Source organism: Vibrio sp. 1874 (assembly GCF_033344395.1).
GTDB lineage: Bacteria > Pseudomonadota > Gammaproteobacteria > Enterobacterales > Vibrionaceae > Vibrio > Vibrio alginolyticus.
Genome location: NZ_JAWPOR010000020.1, coordinates 21,050 through 36,528, shown reverse-complemented (window position 1 = coordinate 36,528; position 15,479 = coordinate 21,050). Strand labels below are relative to the sequence as shown.

General features: G+C 44.2%; 18 protein-coding genes. 13 read left to right on the top strand and 5 right to left on the bottom strand.

Annotation, left to right across the window (positions count from 1 at the left end; translation table 11 throughout):
• The first annotated feature begins 28 nt into the window (after nucleotides 1-28).
• Nucleotides 29-499 (top strand): EVE domain-containing protein, encoded by a 471-nt coding sequence (locus R8N46_RS21820; protein ID WP_005378735.1) that lies wholly within the window; start codon nucleotides 29-31, stop codon nucleotides 497-499.
• Between the two features lie 50 nt (nucleotides 500-549).
• Here the strand turns inward: R8N46_RS21820 and R8N46_RS21815 are convergent, their stop codons facing one another.
• Together R8N46_RS21815 and R8N46_RS21810 are read right to left on the bottom strand one after the other, a co-directional pair.
• Nucleotides 550-1,374 (bottom strand): Cof-type HAD-IIB family hydrolase, encoded by an 825-nt coding sequence (locus R8N46_RS21815; RefSeq protein ID WP_005378734.1) that lies wholly within the window; start codon nucleotides 1,372-1,374, stop codon nucleotides 550-552.
• Between the two features lie 244 nt (nucleotides 1,375-1,618).
• Nucleotides 1,619-2,629, bottom strand: coding sequence for an alpha/beta fold hydrolase (locus R8N46_RS21810; RefSeq protein ID WP_005378733.1), 1,011 nt, complete (start codon nucleotides 2,627-2,629; stop codon nucleotides 1,619-1,621).
• 65 nt (nucleotides 2,630-2,694) lie between these two features.
• On the opposite strand from R8N46_RS21810, the gene rhtB reads away from it, so the two are divergent.
• The 7 genes from rhtB (at nucleotide 2,695) to R8N46_RS21775 (ending at nucleotide 9,370) form a co-directional block, all read left to right on the top strand.
• The gene (rhtB, locus tag R8N46_RS21805) at nucleotides 2,695-3,312 is read left to right on the top strand and encodes a homoserine/homoserine lactone efflux protein (protein ID WP_054729573.1); all 618 of its coding nucleotides are present in this window, start codon (nucleotides 2,695-2,697) and stop codon (nucleotides 3,310-3,312) included.
• Between the two features lie 24 nt (nucleotides 3,313-3,336).
• On the top strand, nucleotides 3,337-4,560 hold the full coding sequence (locus R8N46_RS21800) for an EAL and HDOD domain-containing protein (RefSeq protein WP_053304474.1): 1,224 nt from the start codon (nucleotides 3,337-3,339) through the stop codon (nucleotides 4,558-4,560).
• 154 nt (nucleotides 4,561-4,714) lie between these two features.
• The gene (locus tag R8N46_RS21795) at nucleotides 4,715-5,050 is read left to right on the top strand and encodes a metalloregulator ArsR/SmtB family transcription factor (protein ID WP_005378730.1); all 336 of its coding nucleotides are present in this window, start codon (nucleotides 4,715-4,717) and stop codon (nucleotides 5,048-5,050) included.
• Between the two features lie 42 nt (nucleotides 5,051-5,092).
• Nucleotides 5,093-6,094, top strand: coding sequence for an ArsJ-associated glyceraldehyde-3-phosphate dehydrogenase (locus tag R8N46_RS21790; RefSeq protein WP_005383630.1), 1,002 nt, complete (start codon nucleotides 5,093-5,095; stop codon nucleotides 6,092-6,094).
• 12 nt (nucleotides 6,095-6,106) lie between these two features.
• Entirely contained in the window at nucleotides 6,107-6,601 is a 495-nt protein-coding gene (locus tag R8N46_RS21785; RefSeq protein ID WP_005383629.1) for a cyclin-dependent kinase inhibitor 3 family protein, read from the top strand.
• 254 nt (nucleotides 6,602-6,855) lie between these two features.
• Entirely contained in the window at nucleotides 6,856-8,073 is a 1,218-nt protein-coding gene (gene arsJ / locus R8N46_RS21780; protein ID WP_054575539.1) for an organoarsenical effux MFS transporter ArsJ, read from the top strand.
• Nucleotides 8,074-8,356: 283 nt separating this feature from the next.
• Entirely contained in the window at nucleotides 8,357-9,370 is a 1,014-nt protein-coding gene (locus R8N46_RS21775; protein ID WP_176311204.1) for an acyltransferase, read from the top strand.
• Here the strand turns inward: R8N46_RS21775 and R8N46_RS21770 are convergent.
• Nucleotides 9,367-9,696 carry a DUF2500 domain-containing protein gene (locus tag R8N46_RS21770; RefSeq protein ID WP_005378719.1) on the bottom strand — a complete coding sequence of 110 codons (330 nt, stop codon included), beginning with the start codon at nucleotides 9,694-9,696 and terminating at the stop codon, nucleotides 9,367-9,369. The two genes, R8N46_RS21775 and R8N46_RS21770, sit on opposite strands and share 4 nt — an antisense overlap.
• A 328-nt stretch (nucleotides 9,697-10,024) precedes the next feature.
• Between R8N46_RS21770 and R8N46_RS21765 the strand changes: the two genes are divergently transcribed.
• From R8N46_RS21765 to R8N46_RS21750, 4 genes are all read left to right on the top strand, one after another.
• Nucleotides 10,025-10,393 carry a hypothetical protein gene (locus R8N46_RS21765; protein WP_005378717.1) on the top strand — a complete coding sequence of 123 codons (369 nt, stop codon included), beginning with the start codon at nucleotides 10,025-10,027 and terminating at the stop codon, nucleotides 10,391-10,393.
• Nucleotides 10,394-11,474: 1,081 nt separating this feature from the next.
• A complete protein-coding gene (locus tag R8N46_RS21760; protein ID WP_005389670.1) occupies nucleotides 11,475-12,095 on the top strand; it encodes a lysoplasmalogenase in 621 nt (206 codons plus the stop codon).
• A 69-nt stretch (nucleotides 12,096-12,164) separates the two neighbouring features.
• A complete protein-coding gene (locus R8N46_RS21755; protein WP_005378711.1) occupies nucleotides 12,165-12,386 on the top strand; it encodes a YecH family metal-binding protein in 222 nt (73 codons plus the stop codon).
• A 106-nt stretch (nucleotides 12,387-12,492) separates the two neighbouring features.
• The gene (locus R8N46_RS21750; RefSeq protein ID WP_005389671.1) at nucleotides 12,493-13,077 is read left to right on the top strand and encodes a YhgN family NAAT transporter; all 585 of its coding nucleotides are present in this window, start codon (nucleotides 12,493-12,495) and stop codon (nucleotides 13,075-13,077) included.
• Between the two features lie 57 nt (nucleotides 13,078-13,134).
• On the opposite strand, the gene R8N46_RS21745 is transcribed toward R8N46_RS21750, so the two are convergent.
• Complete coding sequence (locus R8N46_RS21745; protein ID WP_005378704.1) at nucleotides 13,135-13,401, bottom strand: DUF1145 domain-containing protein; 267 nt, start codon at nucleotides 13,399-13,401, stop codon at nucleotides 13,135-13,137.
• 25 nt (nucleotides 13,402-13,426) lie between these two features.
• Nucleotides 13,427-14,026 (bottom strand): 16S rRNA (guanine(966)-N(2))-methyltransferase RsmD, encoded by a 600-nt coding sequence (gene rsmD, locus R8N46_RS21740; protein WP_005378702.1) that lies wholly within the window; start codon nucleotides 14,024-14,026, stop codon nucleotides 13,427-13,429.
• 230 nt (nucleotides 14,027-14,256) lie between these two features.
• Between rsmD and ftsY the strand changes: the two genes are divergently transcribed.
• Nucleotides 14,257-15,477 (top strand): signal recognition particle-docking protein FtsY, encoded by a 1,221-nt coding sequence (gene ftsY / locus R8N46_RS21735; RefSeq protein ID WP_064368850.1) that lies wholly within the window; start codon nucleotides 14,257-14,259, stop codon nucleotides 15,475-15,477.
• Nucleotides 15,478-15,479 lie beyond the last annotated feature (2 nt).

Genomic DNA, 15,479 nt, shown 5'->3' with positions numbered 1-15,479 from the left:
TGTTACTCAATCGGCATCGGATGGCATTATGGCATATTGGTTATTTAAAACTGAACCAGATACCTTTTCTATTGACACGCTTCGAACCCAAAAGGTTTCATGTTGGGAGGGAGTTCGTAATTATCAGGCGCGCAATATGATGCGTGACCAAGTGAAGGTGGGCGATTTAGTCCTGATTTACCACTCTTCCTGTAAACATGTTGGCGTGGCAGGTATTGCTAAAGTTGTGAGAGAAGCCTATCCCGATCATTTCCAATTCGATCCCGAAAGCGATTATTACGATCCAAAGTCAGACCCAGACAACCCGCGTTGGATTATGGTGGATGTCGAGTTTGTACGTAAAACGGCGCGAGTGATTCCGTTGTCGGTGATGAAAGCGATGCCAGAACTTGAGAACATGCCGTTGGTGAAACGTGGAAATCGCTTGTCGATTATGCCCGTGACAGAAGAAGAATGGGACGCGATTCTTGGCAAAGAGAAGCTGCCAAGTCAGCGATAAAAGAAAAGGGCTGCGAATGTGCAGCCCTTCATTATTTGGAGTATCGAAGCTTACAGCAAGTGTTCTTGTAGGTAGTGTGCAACCGCATCTTCCGCATTGCTGCCAATCACTTCATTATTTGGTAGAGCTTTCATCACTTTTTCGTGTGATGTACCCATAACTAGCCCTTTACCTGCCATCGACAGCATTTCTACGTCATTCATGCCATCACCAAATGCTACGCAGTTTTCTAACGTGAGGTCGAGTTTTTTCGCTACCGCTTCAAGAGCATGACCTTTAGACACGCCAGCGCTCATTACTTCCAAACACCAAGGCGTTGAAAATGCGATGTTCAGCTTATCACCAAACTGCTCACGTAGTTTGTTTTCAAATACGACCAAACGTTCGTGGTCTTCTCCTGGATGAGTAAAGAAAACTTTCGCAATACCGTCAGTTGGGGCTTGGTCTTCATCAAATAAGACGTAAGTGAATTCATCGTGGAAGTCACGTAACGTTTCATCATCCTTGTTCATCAACCAGCTATCATTTTGATACATGTGAATAAGTATTTCTTGATCATGTTTGATCGTGTCGATCACGCCTTGTACCAGTTCCGCAGGGACATTCTCGCTGTACATTAGCTGATCTTCCTGGTCATGCACTCGGGCACCATTCGACGTGATCATATAAGCTGGAATGCCAACTTGGCGACGGATGCTCGCAACGTCTACGTGGTGACGGCCGGTTGCAAAGACAAAGGTATAACCCTTTTCATGCAGCGCTTTTAGCGTCTCTTTTGAGTAAGCACTGAGCTGATGGTTTGGTGCGAGTAACGTGCCATCCAGATCAGAGGCAACGATTTTGGTGATCTCTTTGCAAGGTAGCGATGTGCTCATGAAGTCCTCGTAAACGGTTTGGATAGTGTGGAACAGGTGAATTGCAAACGGAGTACAGCAGACTGACTAGATCGTACTGCTCCGAATGCGGGGGAACTTGGGCCCGTAGCACTATGCGGTTAAACACTGTGTCAAAGTAGCCAAGTTCAAGCAGTGTACGCCAAAATGAGGATGAAAAAGAGGGTAAATCGATGTGTAGACATTTCCTCTTTAATCTTAGTCGTGAAATGGTCGCCTAGAGTTCTTATTGTGCTTGTTCGTTTGATGGCGATTTAGGGTCATTCATAAAGCGGAAAATCGCATCGAGCGCTTGATTACGATACTTGTCGGTCTCGAATAAGATTTCATGCTGTGCGCCTTCGATGGAAAGCAGCTCCGCGTGCGGGTTGGTTTTCCGCAATTTATCAATAAAACGCTTTTGCGCGAGGTTGCTAACAATCCGATCGTTTCCGGCTTGGATTAGGATTACTGGTATTTTGACTTGGCGAGTTAATAAAAAGCACTGCTTAGCGGCCATGAGCCCTTGCCAAACCCAGCGAGTGCTTGGCCCACCGACTTGCAGTTCCGGTTTTTCCGTATATAGGTTTCGGAACCATTGGTAGCGGCCGTAACTTTGGCTAAGTGGGTTATCTTCAAAGGGCTTAGGGAAGTAGGCCTGATGTCCTGGTGCATAGCGTGGCAAAGTCGATACCGCTGACATAATTTGTGTGACCGGAATCGCTATTGGTGAGAGGTACCATGGCAGGTTAATGCCAAACATGGGCGCACTTAGAATCAAACCAGTAAAAGGGTGTTCTGGGTGAGTTTGCAGGTAACGTGTGGCGATCGCGCCGCCCATAGAGTGCGCGATGATGAAGCATTGTTGATATTCGCTAAGGTCGTGTTTTTTTACGACGATGTCCATATCATCAATATAATCAGTAAAGTCATAGACGTGACCCATATCTGAGTCAGATAATAAACGATCTGATAAACCTTGTCCGCGGTGGTCAAAGGAATAGACATCGAAACCTTGGCGGTAGAGATCGTAAAACAGCTCTTGGTATTTCCAGGAAGACTCAATGCGTCCATTTACAATGAGCACGGCTTTTTTATGCTCTGGGTTGGTTAGCTTGCACCAGTAAATGTTCTTTTTCTCAGTCCCTTTAACAAAGCCCTCTTGGCGAGTTTGCCAAAGTGCTGCGATCGGACCACCAATTGCTTGCTCAAATAATGTCTCTTGAGTATAAGTCAAAGGTGAATGGTTAGTCGCCATTAGTTGATTACCTGAAGATACGTTGTTTACGCGATGTATCATCGAAGAATTAGTGAGGAAATGCAATGGATACCCATGTCTGGTTAGCTTATGTAGTAACAGCAATCGTTTTTAGTTTGGCTCCGGGCTCTGGCACGGTGAACTCAATCAGTAATGGTTTGAGTTACGGTACCCGTAAATCACTGGGTGCCATTATTGGCTTACAAATTGGTTTAGTTATCCACATCGCGCTGGTGGGGGCGGGTATTGGTGCGCTTGTCGCGCAGTCAGCAACCGCCTTTTCTGTCATTAAATGGGTTGGTGCCGCTTATCTGGTTTGGCTGGGGGTTCAGAAATGGCGCGACACATCAAGCTTAGTCGCAGCTGAAAACCACAACGAGATGTCAGGCACGGCGCTGTTGTACAAGGCAGTGTTAATTAACCTCACCAACCCTAAATCGATTGTTTTTCTGGTGGCGTTGTTCCCGCAGTTTATTGACCCGGCAAAAGACCAAATCACGCAACTGTTGGTGCTTGGCGTCACTACGGTCGTGATTGATGCGTGTGTAATGTTGGGTTACACGAGCTTGGCAGCACAAATGGGACGCTTTATTCGCTCCGATAAAATCATGGGAAAAATAAACAAAGTATTCGGTTCAATGTTCATGGGTTGTGGTGCATTATTAGCAGCTGCAAAGTCATAAGCCATTTATAGGTCCTTCTTTAGCATGAATACAACGTATGTCGCTCGCCAGCCGATCTTTAACCGAAAAAGACAGACGCTGGGTTATGAATTGTTGTTTCGAGACGGGGAGAGTAACGCATACCCTTCACATATTGATTCAAATCGAGCGACATACCGACTGATCGTCGAAAACTTTCTATCGCTGGGTACTAACCCAGTGATTGCCTCTTCAAGATGCTTTATTAACTTTCCTCATCAAAGCTTGGTGCGACGTTTGCCGCGCAGTTTGCCGAAAAACAAAATTGTCATCGAAGTGTTGGAAACGTGCCAACCTACGGATGAGCTTCTTGATGCGATTCGTGAGTTTTATCGAGAAGGTTACTTGATCGCTTTGGATGACTTCACCCTAACACCAGAATGGCGTCGTTTTTTGCCATATGTGCATATTGTGAAGCTCGACATTATGGCGATGGGGCTCGAAAAGGCCTGTGAACTGGTCAAAACACACCTTGCCAAACGCGTCAAATACCACTTTTTAGCAGAACGTGTTGAAACCGCAGAAGAGTTTGAGCAAGCGAAAGCGGCTGGCTTTAAATTTTTCCAAGGTTATTTTTTTAGCAAGCCACTCGTCTCGCAGACTAAATACGTCAGTCCTGAGCAAGTGTTGGCATTGCAACTGTTTCGTGAAGTTTGTGCTCCTGAGCCTGACTTTACTCGTATCGAGTCCATCATTACGCAAGATGTCGCGTTGTCATATAAATTATTGCGTTTTGTAAATACGCAAGCGCCGAATTTGGCTGTCGAAATCAGCTCTTTTCGTCAGGCATTGATTTATCTTGGCCAGGATAACCTTAAGCAGTTTGTCTCTTTGGTTGTGGCATCGTATATCTCCAGTAACAAGCCTCGAGAGCTGTATCACCTTTCATTGCAACGAGCTCAATTTTGCCAATTGATGTCGCGCTATCAGCCATTCTCTCATCTCAACGAACAAGGTTTCATGGTTGGTTTGCTGTCGATTCTAGATGCGTTGCTGGATCTTTCGGTGGAATCTTTAGTTAGGCAGTTACCGCTTAGTCATTCAGTACAACAAGCGCTATTACATCGCAAAGGGGTTTATGGCGCACTTATTTCCCTTGAAGAGTGCTACGAGCGTGCCGATTGGTCAGGGGTTGAAAAAATCACGATGCAATTGGGGTTGCCTTTAGAGGAAGTGAAGCTCTCCTTAGGTGAAGCGGTTCGCTGGAGTCAAAGCATCGCGACTGCATAATTTCTTGTCTTATCTTTTATCTCTTTGAATCTCTCTCTTTACAATCAAGCTGTTCGTTAGATGTGAAACTTTTATGACGATGGACGGTTTCCTCTTGACGATATATCTTAATTAAATAAATATATACGCATATCCATATATAGGTATGTTCATTATGCTTCCACATCAGTTTTTTAAGCTGTTATCCGATGAAACACGCGTACGTTGTTTAATGCTCGTGGCCCGTGAAGGTGAAACTTGCGTTGGCGATTTGGCGTTTGCTCTACAAGAGAGCCAGCCGAAAGTTTCTCGTCATCTTGCTCAGTTACGATCCAGTGGCATCTTGGTGGATAAACGCCAAGGGCAATGGGTGTATTACGAGTTATCACAGCAATTACCAGGTTGGATGCGAAAGTTAATTGAAGACTTAGTGGCATCAAACTGTTTGAAGCAGGAATACCAAGACGACATCACACGCTTACACGATAAAAGTCGTGAGGCTTGCTGTTAACAGCGAATAGAGATTCAAGGTAGAAGATTAGAGGGTAAAACTATGACAATTAAAGTAGGAATTAATGGCTTTGGCCGAATTGGTCGCTTAGCGCTGCGAGCGGCATTTGATTGGCCAGAATTGGAGTTTGTGTTAATCAACGATGTCGCAGGTGACGCCGCTACGCTTGGTCACTTATTAGAATTCGATTCAGTGCAAGGTCGTTGGCATCATGGAGTTCAGGTCGAAGGCAGTGAGCTCGTCATCAACGGCAAGCGTGTCGCCACGACTCAACAACGCGATATCGATGCGGTGAACTGGTCTGATTGTGATGTTGTGATTGAAGCGACAGGCGTACATCGCAAAACATCATTCCTAAACAAATACCTAGAGCAAGGCGTGAAACGTGTCGTGGTAAGCGCACCTGTGAAAGAAGAAGGTATCGCGAACATTGTGGTGGGCGTGAACGACCATATTTTCGACCCTGAAAAACATCGTATCGTGACAGCAGCTTCGTGTACGACTAACTGTATCGCACCTGTGGTTAAAGTCATTCATGAGAAATTGGGTATCGAACAATCTTCTTTTACGACCATTCACGACCTGACGAATACGCAAACTATTTTGGATGCGCCACACAAAGATCTACGCCGTGCAAGAGCATGCGGCATGAGCCTTATCCCGACTACGACGGGTAGCGCGAAGGCGATTGTCGAAATTTTCCCAGAATTAAAAGACAAAATTAATGGTCATGCGGTTCGCGTACCTCTAGCAAACGCATCGTTAACAGACATCATTTTTGATGTGAAGCGTGATACCACCGCAGAAGAAGTGAATGCACTGTTAAAAGAAGCATCTGAAGGTGATTTGAAAGGCATCCTTGGCTTCGAAGAGCGTCCTTTAGTTTCTATCGATTATAAAGGCGACCAACGTTCAACCATCGTTGATGCGCAATCAACCATGGTTGTGGGTTCTCGTATGGTTAAGATTTACGCTTGGTACGATAACGAAATGGGTTATGCAACGCGCACAGCAGAGCTGGTTCGTAACGTTGGTTTGGCTTAAAAGGGGGTCACAATGTCTCATCCTACATGGCAATTAGATTTGGACTCCGGTGCTTTAATCTTAACACCGTGCCCAGGAACGAAAGGTGTCGATTTGCATGCGTCGTTAGAACAGTTGAAAGAGCAGGGTGTTCAAGCGGTCGTTACTGCATTAGATGATAGTGAATTAGCTGCGAAGAATGTCTCTGCATTGGGTGAAGCCACTCAGCAACTGGGTATGAAATGGTTCCAGATCGAGATTGAAGACGACTGCGCACCAAATGAAGAATTTGCGACGAAGTGGCAACAAGCCAGTCCGGAACTGCACGCGATTCTTGCTCAAGGTGGCAAAGTTGCGATGCATTGCATGGGTGGTTCGGGGCGCACAGGTTTGTTCGCTGCTCACCTACTCCTAGAAAAGGAATGGCAGTTAGAAGATATCGTGCGAGAAGTGCAGGCATTGCGCCCTGGTGCATTTACAAAACCTGTGCAAGTTGAGTACATCGAACGCGTGGCTCAAGACGCTTGATCAGCTTAAATAGCTTTTGGTTCATTATGATCCAAAAGCTAAATTCGAGCTTCTTCAGGATACGACTGTTTACAAGAAAAGCCATTAATATTAACTAATGCATTGTTTTTAAGGTGTATTTTGCTTTTTATTGATGTTGGGGCATTTTTTGAAAATCACAGCAACATTGTATTGGTCAATGTTGCTGTACAGGTTAGGAAGTATTTAGAACATGATGATCTAAATGCTTCTATCGCTGTACATATGAGGTCAATATGATTTCTCAATTAAGCAAAAGTATTCGTCAGTACATGTTAGTGACGTTTAACTATTGGAACTTTACGGTGACCGATGGCGCACTGCGTATGCTGGTGGTGCTCTATTTTCATGACTTAGGTTATTCCACGTTAGCTATTGCCTCACTGTTTCTTTTCTATGAATTTTTTGGTGTGGTGACAAACCTGGTTGGTGGTTGGTTGGGCGCAAGGTTAGGCCTAAATAAAACCATGAACATTGGTTTAGCGATGCAAGTGTTTGCGTTGCTGATGCTCGCAGTACCAAATGCATGGCTGACCATCCCTTGGGTGATGGCAGCGCAAGCTCTGTCGGGGATTGCCAAAGATCTGAACAAAATGAGTGCTAAGAGCGCGATTAAAACGCTAGTACCAGACGAACAGCAAGGTGCGCTCTACAAATGGGTAGCGATTTTGACTGGCTCGAAGAATGCACTCAAAGGAGCGGGCTTTTTTGTTGGCGGCTTGCTGCTGTCTTGGGTGGGTTTTCAAAACTCGATGTTTATTATGGCGGGTGTACTTACATTAGTGTTTGTTTGCAGCATGATCTGGCTAGAAGCGGACATGGGTAAAGCAAAGAGTAAACCTAAGTTTCGCCAAATATTCTCCAAGTCTGAATCGATAAACATTTTATCCGCAGCTCGCATGTTCTTATTCGGTGCTCGTGATGTGTGGTTTGTCGTTGCTCTGCCTATTTATCTTGGTAGCGTGTTTGGCTGGGATCACTTGTGGGTTGGTAGCTTTCTCGCTGCGTGGGTCATTGCTTATGGGTTTGTGCAAGGCATTGCGCCGCGTATTACTGGCAAAGCGCAAGGTCGTGTGCCTGATGGTAGTGCAGCATTGGTGTGGGCAGGAGTCCTAGCGTTAATTACGGCTGGTATTGCTTATGGTGTGCAAATCGGTTGGCAGCCTGAATTGGTGATTGTGGTAGGTTTGATGATTTTTGGCGCTGTGTTTGCCATTAACTCTTCGCTGCACTCGTACTTGATAGTGAGCTACGCTAAAGGCGATGGCGTCTCGTTGGATGTCGGTTTTTATTACATGGCCAATGCGATGGGACGTTTGATTGGCACGGTATTATCGGGTTGGATCTACCAAGAGGCTGGTCTTGCGGCGTGCTTATGGGTTTCTTTTGCTTTCTTGGCACTGACGACGCTGATTTCAATTAAGTTGCCAAAAGCTGATGTTGCTACTGCGTAACTATCCCCAGTATCGCTATCTGTAGATGGTATAAATGGCTCCAAATCGGAGCCATTTTTGTTTCTTATGCGCCGTTTGGTGTAATCAGATTGTGTCGGTTTGGCATGGAGAGTGAATACTGATGCTTGGTTTTTGGTTCTCGTTAAGTGATTAGAGTGGTGATGAAATCCCCGTTGTAGGTCATTGTTGAGTTAAAAATAAGCAAAAACAGATTGTTAACCATTTCACTGGTTGAGATTTACCCTATGCTATAAACGATAAGCGACTCAAAGTAGGGAAAGGTATGAGAGAAAGGGTTCTGTTTTTTGATTTATTGCGCTGCTTCGCAGCGGTAGCAGTGATCGCCATTCACGTCTTGGCACCGTATCGAAATGAGTTAGGAGTGATTCCATTTGACCAATGGCTGACAGCGGTAGGCGTGAATAGCGTAACCCGCTGGGCAGTGCCAGTTTTTATTTTGATCACCGGAGCGCTAATGCTCAGTGACACTCGACCATTTGACGGTAAGTATTATATCAAAAGGCGTTTGGGCAAAGTTTTAGTTCCATTTCTTATTTGGTCGATGTTTTATGCATACCTTTCAGGCTGGACTTCTCAAGGCTTTGATTTTGAAACCGTAAAAGAGGTATTAAGCAATAGCCCATTCCACGCAACGTATTACCATCTCGGCTTTTTCTATTACTTTATACCACTGTATTTTGTGATTCCGCTGTTTCAATGGATGGTACGCAACGTGGATGACAACGTCTTGTATACCTATCTCGCATTTTGGCTTTTCACCAGCACACTGTTCTTGTTCAAGATTGATGGCCCTTGGAGTAATCAGATGTGGCTTTATATGGGTTACCTTCCACTGGGGTATGTTTTATTTCAAAAGGTACCTTCGAATCGCTCTATGGTGACCTTATTTGTTGGGCTAGGACTCGTGGCGTTGGCAGTGACCTTTACGATGGTTGTGACAAATAGCTTAGAGGCGGAGAAGTATACGGTTGGGCGCTGGCTCTCTTATAAAACACTGAATGTGATTCTAGCGGCTTCGATGATTTTTATGATCGGGCGTTACTTCGGTGAAGGTTTATCACCAAAAGTACAAAAAGTGGTTAGTGTGATCAGTCAGCACAGCTTAGGGATTTACTTACTTCACCCTATTTTCTTATGGCCGATGAAAGAGTTCGGTTGGTACACAGGACATCCTGCGTGGGTGATTCCAGTCTGGATCGTTCTAAGTGGATCTGGAGCCTTGGCGATGAGCTATCTCTTTTCTCGTTCTGCCAAGACTCGTTGGTTACTGCCTTAACGTTTGATAGCGAAGTGAAGGAACTTGTTGCCGCGATAGGTCAGTGTTCCCTTATCTCCAGGGTTGAGTGCATGGTAGTAATGCACTCCAATTTGGAATTCACGCTTTGGACCGATAGAACCACGTTGAACGTAAATCCAATACTCTTGATCGTCTTGACCTGGTGGTGCGTTTGGTATGTCTATCGCTTGTTTATCTAAAACCGTTACCTGCGCGCTTTGCTCTGGAGCGTCTTCGCCCACATAGTGCTTACTATAAAAACGGAAAAACACCCACGCGCCCAAGGCAATAAGGGCGAATAGGGCGAAAATAAGTGAGATTGGCATATTAACCTCCAATGTTTTATCGGGTCCCATTCTACAGAACTCGCTGACGAAACGATGAGTTGAGGTAACTTATTCATAATCTAATGAAAGGGACATGAATTTTATTCGGCGCACTTCACGGTTTATCTCAATGGGGACGCGATGAAATTGTTGCTTCATCTGTAAGCTACGTCACTAAAGCTGAACTAAGCAGCTTTCACTTGTCTGGCTATATGAGCTCAAGGGCACAAATTGAAAGTAAAATTGCACTTAACGGCTCGAAAAAGCTCTAAATTTATAGAAGAATAAAAATAATGAACATAGGAAGGGTCTGGTAAGGAGGGTTACGATGTCAGATATTGAAAAAGTAGTCATGCGTACCCGAACGATCGAAAAACTTTTGCGTACTCAGTACCATGCAGAAGGGAAAGGGTTGCACCAACTTATTAATAGTTGTGAAGAACGTTTACCGCATGACGTGATAGCAAAGCTTCGATTCATCGCGACAGTGCGTAATAAAGTGGTGCACGAAGACGATTACAAGCTGGATGATCGTAAAGGCTTTATGGCGGCATGTGATGCTTGTGAAAAAGAGCTGACACCAAGAAGCTCTCGCTTTATTTGGCGTACAGCAATTTTGCTAATGACGTTGATTACGCTGGCCGCTCTTGGTTTCTACTATATGCACTGGGATATTTTGTCTAAGCACATTCAGTAGAGCAATACAGATAAATAAAAAAGGACGCATTTGCGTCCTTTTTTATTTTAAATCATTGGGTTAGTACATCATTGGCAGTGTCATTAAACCCACAACCACTGCAATCATAACCAGCCCTTGTTTTTGAGAAGATGAAATCATAACACTACCCCTTAATCTTTGATGAACTCGATGAATTTAATATAGCACTGTTTTTGGGGTTTGATCAACATATGCTCGTTAATCTTTTCAAAAACCACACTTAACTTGTCTGGTTTTACGTGATTCTGACTAATGAAACTATGTTTTTTGTCCTGTATTTAAAGTGTTCACATTGTTTTGTTTTTATCCTTTTTGGTTTTAAGTGTTTGATTTTATAATGTTAAATGGTTTGTGGTGTTGGCTTTGTAATTGTTTTTTGCTTCGAATGGTATGTTGGGTCTTTATTTTGTCTGTATTTCTCAAAAATTGAGAAAATTAAAAAATGTGCTATGAGGTTGCATCGTCAAATCGAAAGCATGGAGTGAGATTTTCTTACCTTATGAGAAAATATGGGCTTCAAAAGTGTTTAGTGATTTTATGGTTTATGAAGTCCGCACTTTTATCTGTTATTGAAATTATGATTTTATTTATCATTGACTTACTTTTCTTGTCTGATGTTTTTTTTACTGAATTAAGGTCAGTTTTCTTAGTTTTTACCCCTAATCATCAGTAGTTCCTCCTCTCTTAGAACGCTACTTAGACTATTTTCTATTTTGTGTCTGTTATTTATTCTTGTTGCCTGCATTACATACATCCTGGTGGTTTAATCGTCAGTTTGTGAAATGGCGGCTTACCTGGAGCACTTATCTGTTTTTCAGTTAAATAGTTTTAGAAAGCGCTGGTTATTGTGTCGTGTGATTTGATGGGTTCGGCTGATGAGCAAAGCTTGGCCCCAATGTTTAGTGGCATCATTCAGGCTCATCGGCTTTATTATTACGTAGGCTGAGGGTTACAAAATGTTTCGAATCGCTAGCGAGATCCAACTTTCGTAGATTGTGTCTTTACATCAAAACTGGTCTACCTAGACTAGCGGCGAGTTTAAGTAAAAGGTGTATACTGCATGTGGAGTTGGCTGGCGATAGGGCTATCAGGTGTGTATTCCGTGTTGGGAGCAAAGCAAGCTAACCCGACACAATCCCTCGTGTTTAAAATCTTTACTCTGCTACTTCTTCTTGTGTTGGTGTTAACTCAAGGTGCATCCGCAACATATACCTACTGGATTGCGGGTGGGCTTATTGTGTCTATGGTGGCAGATACGCTGCACTCGTTTAAAACTCGTAAGCTAATCTATTTTACGGCTTATCTGGTTGCCCAGGTATGCTACAGCAAGTCATTTTGGGTGCAGCTTAATGGTGAGATTGTCTGGTGGCTGTTGGCCCTGCTGCTTGCAGCGAGTATCGTGGCGTTCTTTTTGTTGCTACCTCAACTCGACTCTCTGGTATTCCCTGTTGTGATCATGGGGATGATGCTGGTTCAACTTGCTTGGGCAGCCGGTGAAGTTTGGTTACAAGTGCCGAGTTACGCCAATGCTATCGGTTTTAGCGGAACCTTAGTTCTGATCTATTCGGCGCTGGCATACGCGATACACGGTTATCGAAAACCGATGAAACACGCCTATTTGTGGGTGAGTGGCAGTTACTTTTTTGCTCATGCCCTCATTGTTGCCTCAATCATTTACTAATTTAAGTCAAAGCAGCTCTTGAGGATTTCAGTAAACTGAACGCATTGTTCTTAATAACTGGAGTCAATAATGAGTGAAATCCATGCTCACGAGCTGCTAAACCTACTTAGAGAAACACCAATGGATCGCGAAGCCCTCACACAGCACTTTGGTGCTAGCGTTCGCTTTCACACCTGTAAACTGAATGATCTAGACTTAGATGCATTACTAGCATTTTTGCTCAAGCGCGACAAAATTCGTGAGCTTGAAGGTAAGTTTGTGGTCAATATGGCGCGAGTTTGCAATCACTAAACGGCGGCTAAGATCGAGGGTGAATATGGTGTTTTCGCCCTCAGTCATATACTCATGTTGTCAGTTTGCTATACACTGGCCGCCATTTTTTAGGTGAGGCCAGAATATGGACATTCTTTCTGCAGCGACCATGCTGTTTCTAATCATGGACCCTCTCGGTAACTTGCCGATTGTGTTGTCTATTCTCAAACATATCGATCCCAAGCGTCGTCGTAAGGTATTGATTCGTGAACTACTGTTTGCCTTACTGATTTTGATGTTGTTTCTGTTTGCAGGACAAAGCATCTTAAGTTTTTTGCATGTCCAGCCAGAAACGCTCAGCATTTCAGGTGGCATTATTCTCTTCATTATTGCGATTAAGATGATTTTCCCGAGTGCTGGCAGCATCACTGGACTGGCAGCAGGCGAGGAGCCCTTTATTGTTCCGATGGCCATTCCTATGATCGCGGGCCCTTCAGTGATTGCAGCCTTGCTTTTACTGTCTTCGCAACATCCAGAGAAAATGTTGGAAATGTCAGCATCAGTCGTAATTGCGTGGGGCGCAACATTTTTTATACTGATGTTTTATGGCTTCTTTAATCGCTTGTTGGGTGAACGTGGCTTGAAGGCGGTAGAACGCTTAATGGGCTTGTTACTGGTGATGATCTCCACTCAAATGTTCTTGGATGGTGTAAAAAGTTACATTGGGTGACGAACGAAACGCAGAAAAAAAGCCGCTCACAAGAGCGGCTTTTTCGTATCTGAGCGATTACATCATGTGTTTACGACGAATATCGAGTAGGGCAAAAATACCAAAAATCAGGATTGAATATTTTTCCCAACTGCTCATTTTTATTTTGTCGCCAAATGCACCAATGAAGATGGCCATTTGTAAACCGTGCATGATGAACAAAAAAGCGGTCATGATGTATAGCGCAATCGCGGCATTGCCGGGAAAGGGCATAAAAATATTTAGGATTAATACTAACCAAACAAAGGCGATAGCCGCTTTGGCCAGCATAATTAGTGCTTTCATTTAAGTGTCCTTTTAAATCGAGGCGTTATGCGGAGGTACGTTCGTACAGACGATAGCTCACTTGGCCTGCTGTTTTTTCTCGATGTAATTGCCAGTTTTCTGGTAAGTCGGCAATATTGAGTTCTTTTTCTGTTTCAATATAAATCATCGCATCTTCCGCGAGCCAGCCATTTTGTTCTAGCAGAGCCACGGTCTCATCCAATAGGCCTTTGCGAAACGGTGGGTCAATAAACACCACATGGTGAGCAGAACCCGGTTGCTTCAAAAAACTCAGTGCGTCGGTATTTACCACTTGGATGTTGTTCGCGTTAAGAGAGGCAACATTCTTTTGTAATTGTTGGAAAGCTTGTGGGTTTAGCTCAACCATGGTCACTTGCTCTGCTTGGCGCGAAGCTGACTCAAATCCCAAGCCGCCAGAGCCAGCAAACAAGTCGAGACATTTTGCCTGTGGTACATCTTGAGCTAACCAGTTAAACAGCGTTTCTTTGACGCGATCTGTCGTGGGGCGTAAGCCTTCAGCATCGTGTACAGGAAGTTTTCTGCCTCTCCATAAGCCACTAATAATGCGAACAAAGCCCGTTGTTGGCTTTTTTTGTGATGAGTTTTGCTGGCGACGTCTTACCATAGATTTTTTGACCGCTAATAAAGTGATACTATATCTAATCGCCCAAGCAATGAGCTTGGAGCTTGGATACAGCCCAGAATATTCAAGATGACAGAGTGTAACACTAATAAGATTAGAATTACCTAATCGGAAAGTTTTCAGAACTTTGTCATTAGCCTTTTTTAGACAGATAATAATCTTGTCAAAAAAGAGTCATTAATAGATAAAAGAACAATCTAGGATAGCCCCAGATGACGGAAAAAAAGAAGCGCGGATTACTTTCGTGGCTAGGTTTTGGTGACGAAGAACAAAGCCCAAAACCAAAAACTGAAGAAACAGTAAAAGAAGAAGCAGTGGAAGCGCCTTCTGAAGAGCAGCAAACCGAAGCGGTTGCTGAGCAAGCGGAAGCAACGCCAGAACTTGAAGAAGAAGCGAAACAATCAGAGGCTGCCCCAGCAGAAGCAGAAGCAGAAGCAGAAGCAGAAGCAGAAGCAGAAGAGCCAGAAGTCGTATCGGCCGCGCCTCGTGTTCAAGAACAAGAAAAGCCAACAGAAAGCTTTTTTGCTCGTCTTAAACGCAGCCTAAGCCGAACAAAAGCAAATATTGGTGCTGGCTTCTTCGGTCTGTTCAGCGGTAAGAAAATCGATGAGGACTTATTTGAAGAGCTAGAAGAGCAACTTCTTATTGCTGATGTGGGCATGAATACCACAACAAAAATTATCAACAACCTGACAGAAAAAGCCACACGTGGCGATCTGAAAGACGGCGAAGCCCTTTATGGTTTGTTGAAAGAAGAAATGGCTGAGATTCTTTCTAAAGTCGAACAGCCACTAGAAATCGATAGCAACAAAACGCCTTACGTCATCTTGATGGTGGGTGTAAATGGCGTGGGTAAAACCACGACCATCGGTAAGCTAGCGAAGCAGTTCCAAACTCAAGGCAAAAAAGTGATGCTTGCAGCGGGCGATACTTTCCGTGCCGCAGCGGTTGAGCAGTTACAAGTGTGGGGTGAACGTAATAATGTTCCTGTGATTGCTCAACATACTGGCGCAGACAGTGCCTCTGTTATCTATGATGCGATTGAAGCGGCAAAAGCACGTGGTGTGGATGTGGTGATTGCTGATACAGCAGGTCGTCTACAGAACAAAGCGAACCTAATGGAAGAGCTGCGTAAGATTGTACGTGTGATGAAGAAAATTGATGACTCTGCACCACATGAGATCATGCTAACGCTTGATGCAGGTACAGGACAAAATGCCATTAGCCAAGCGAAACTTTTCAGTGATGTTGCCCCTCTAACCGGGATTACTTTGACTAAGCTGGATGGTACAGCCAAGGGCGGCGTAATTTTCGCTATCGCTGATCAGTTCGGTATTCCAATTCGTTACATTGGTGTGGGTGAAGGTATCGAAGACTTGCGTCCATTTGAAACTCAAGAGTTTATTGACGCACTGTTTAGTCGTGAAGAATAAAA

Coding starts and splice junctions, on each gene's coding strand:
- R8N46_RS21820 (WP_005378735.1), top strand. CDS start 29: ATGGCATATTGGTTATTTAAAACTGAACCAGATACCTTTTCTATTGAC.
- R8N46_RS21815 (WP_005378734.1), bottom strand. CDS start 1,374: ATGAGCACATCGCTACCTTGCAAAGAGATCACCAAAATCGTTGCCTCT.
- R8N46_RS21810 (WP_005378733.1), bottom strand. CDS start 2,629: ATGGCGACTAACCATTCACCTTTGACTTATACTCAAGAGACATTATTT.
- rhtB (WP_054729573.1), top strand. CDS start 2,695: ATGGATACCCATGTCTGGTTAGCTTATGTAGTAACAGCAATCGTTTTT.
- R8N46_RS21800 (WP_053304474.1), top strand. CDS start 3,337: ATGAATACAACGTATGTCGCTCGCCAGCCGATCTTTAACCGAAAAAGA.
- R8N46_RS21795 (WP_005378730.1), top strand. CDS start 4,715: ATGCTTCCACATCAGTTTTTTAAGCTGTTATCCGATGAAACACGCGTA.
- R8N46_RS21790 (WP_005383630.1), top strand. CDS start 5,093: ATGACAATTAAAGTAGGAATTAATGGCTTTGGCCGAATTGGTCGCTTA.
- R8N46_RS21785 (WP_005383629.1), top strand. CDS start 6,107: ATGTCTCATCCTACATGGCAATTAGATTTGGACTCCGGTGCTTTAATC.
- arsJ (WP_054575539.1), top strand. CDS start 6,856: ATGATTTCTCAATTAAGCAAAAGTATTCGTCAGTACATGTTAGTGACG.
- R8N46_RS21775 (WP_176311204.1), top strand. CDS start 8,357: ATGAGAGAAAGGGTTCTGTTTTTTGATTTATTGCGCTGCTTCGCAGCG.
- R8N46_RS21770 (WP_005378719.1), bottom strand. CDS start 9,696: ATGCCAATCTCACTTATTTTCGCCCTATTCGCCCTTATTGCCTTGGGC.
- R8N46_RS21765 (WP_005378717.1), top strand. CDS start 10,025: ATGTCAGATATTGAAAAAGTAGTCATGCGTACCCGAACGATCGAAAAA.
- R8N46_RS21760 (WP_005389670.1), top strand. CDS start 11,475: ATGTGGAGTTGGCTGGCGATAGGGCTATCAGGTGTGTATTCCGTGTTG.
- R8N46_RS21755 (WP_005378711.1), top strand. CDS start 12,165: ATGAGTGAAATCCATGCTCACGAGCTGCTAAACCTACTTAGAGAAACA.
- R8N46_RS21750 (WP_005389671.1), top strand. CDS start 12,493: ATGGACATTCTTTCTGCAGCGACCATGCTGTTTCTAATCATGGACCCT.
- R8N46_RS21745 (WP_005378704.1), bottom strand. CDS start 13,401: ATGAAAGCACTAATTATGCTGGCCAAAGCGGCTATCGCCTTTGTTTGG.
- rsmD (WP_005378702.1), bottom strand. CDS start 14,026: ATGGTAAGACGTCGCCAGCAAAACTCATCACAAAAAAAGCCAACAACG.
- ftsY (WP_064368850.1), top strand. CDS start 14,257: ATGACGGAAAAAAAGAAGCGCGGATTACTTTCGTGGCTAGGTTTTGGT.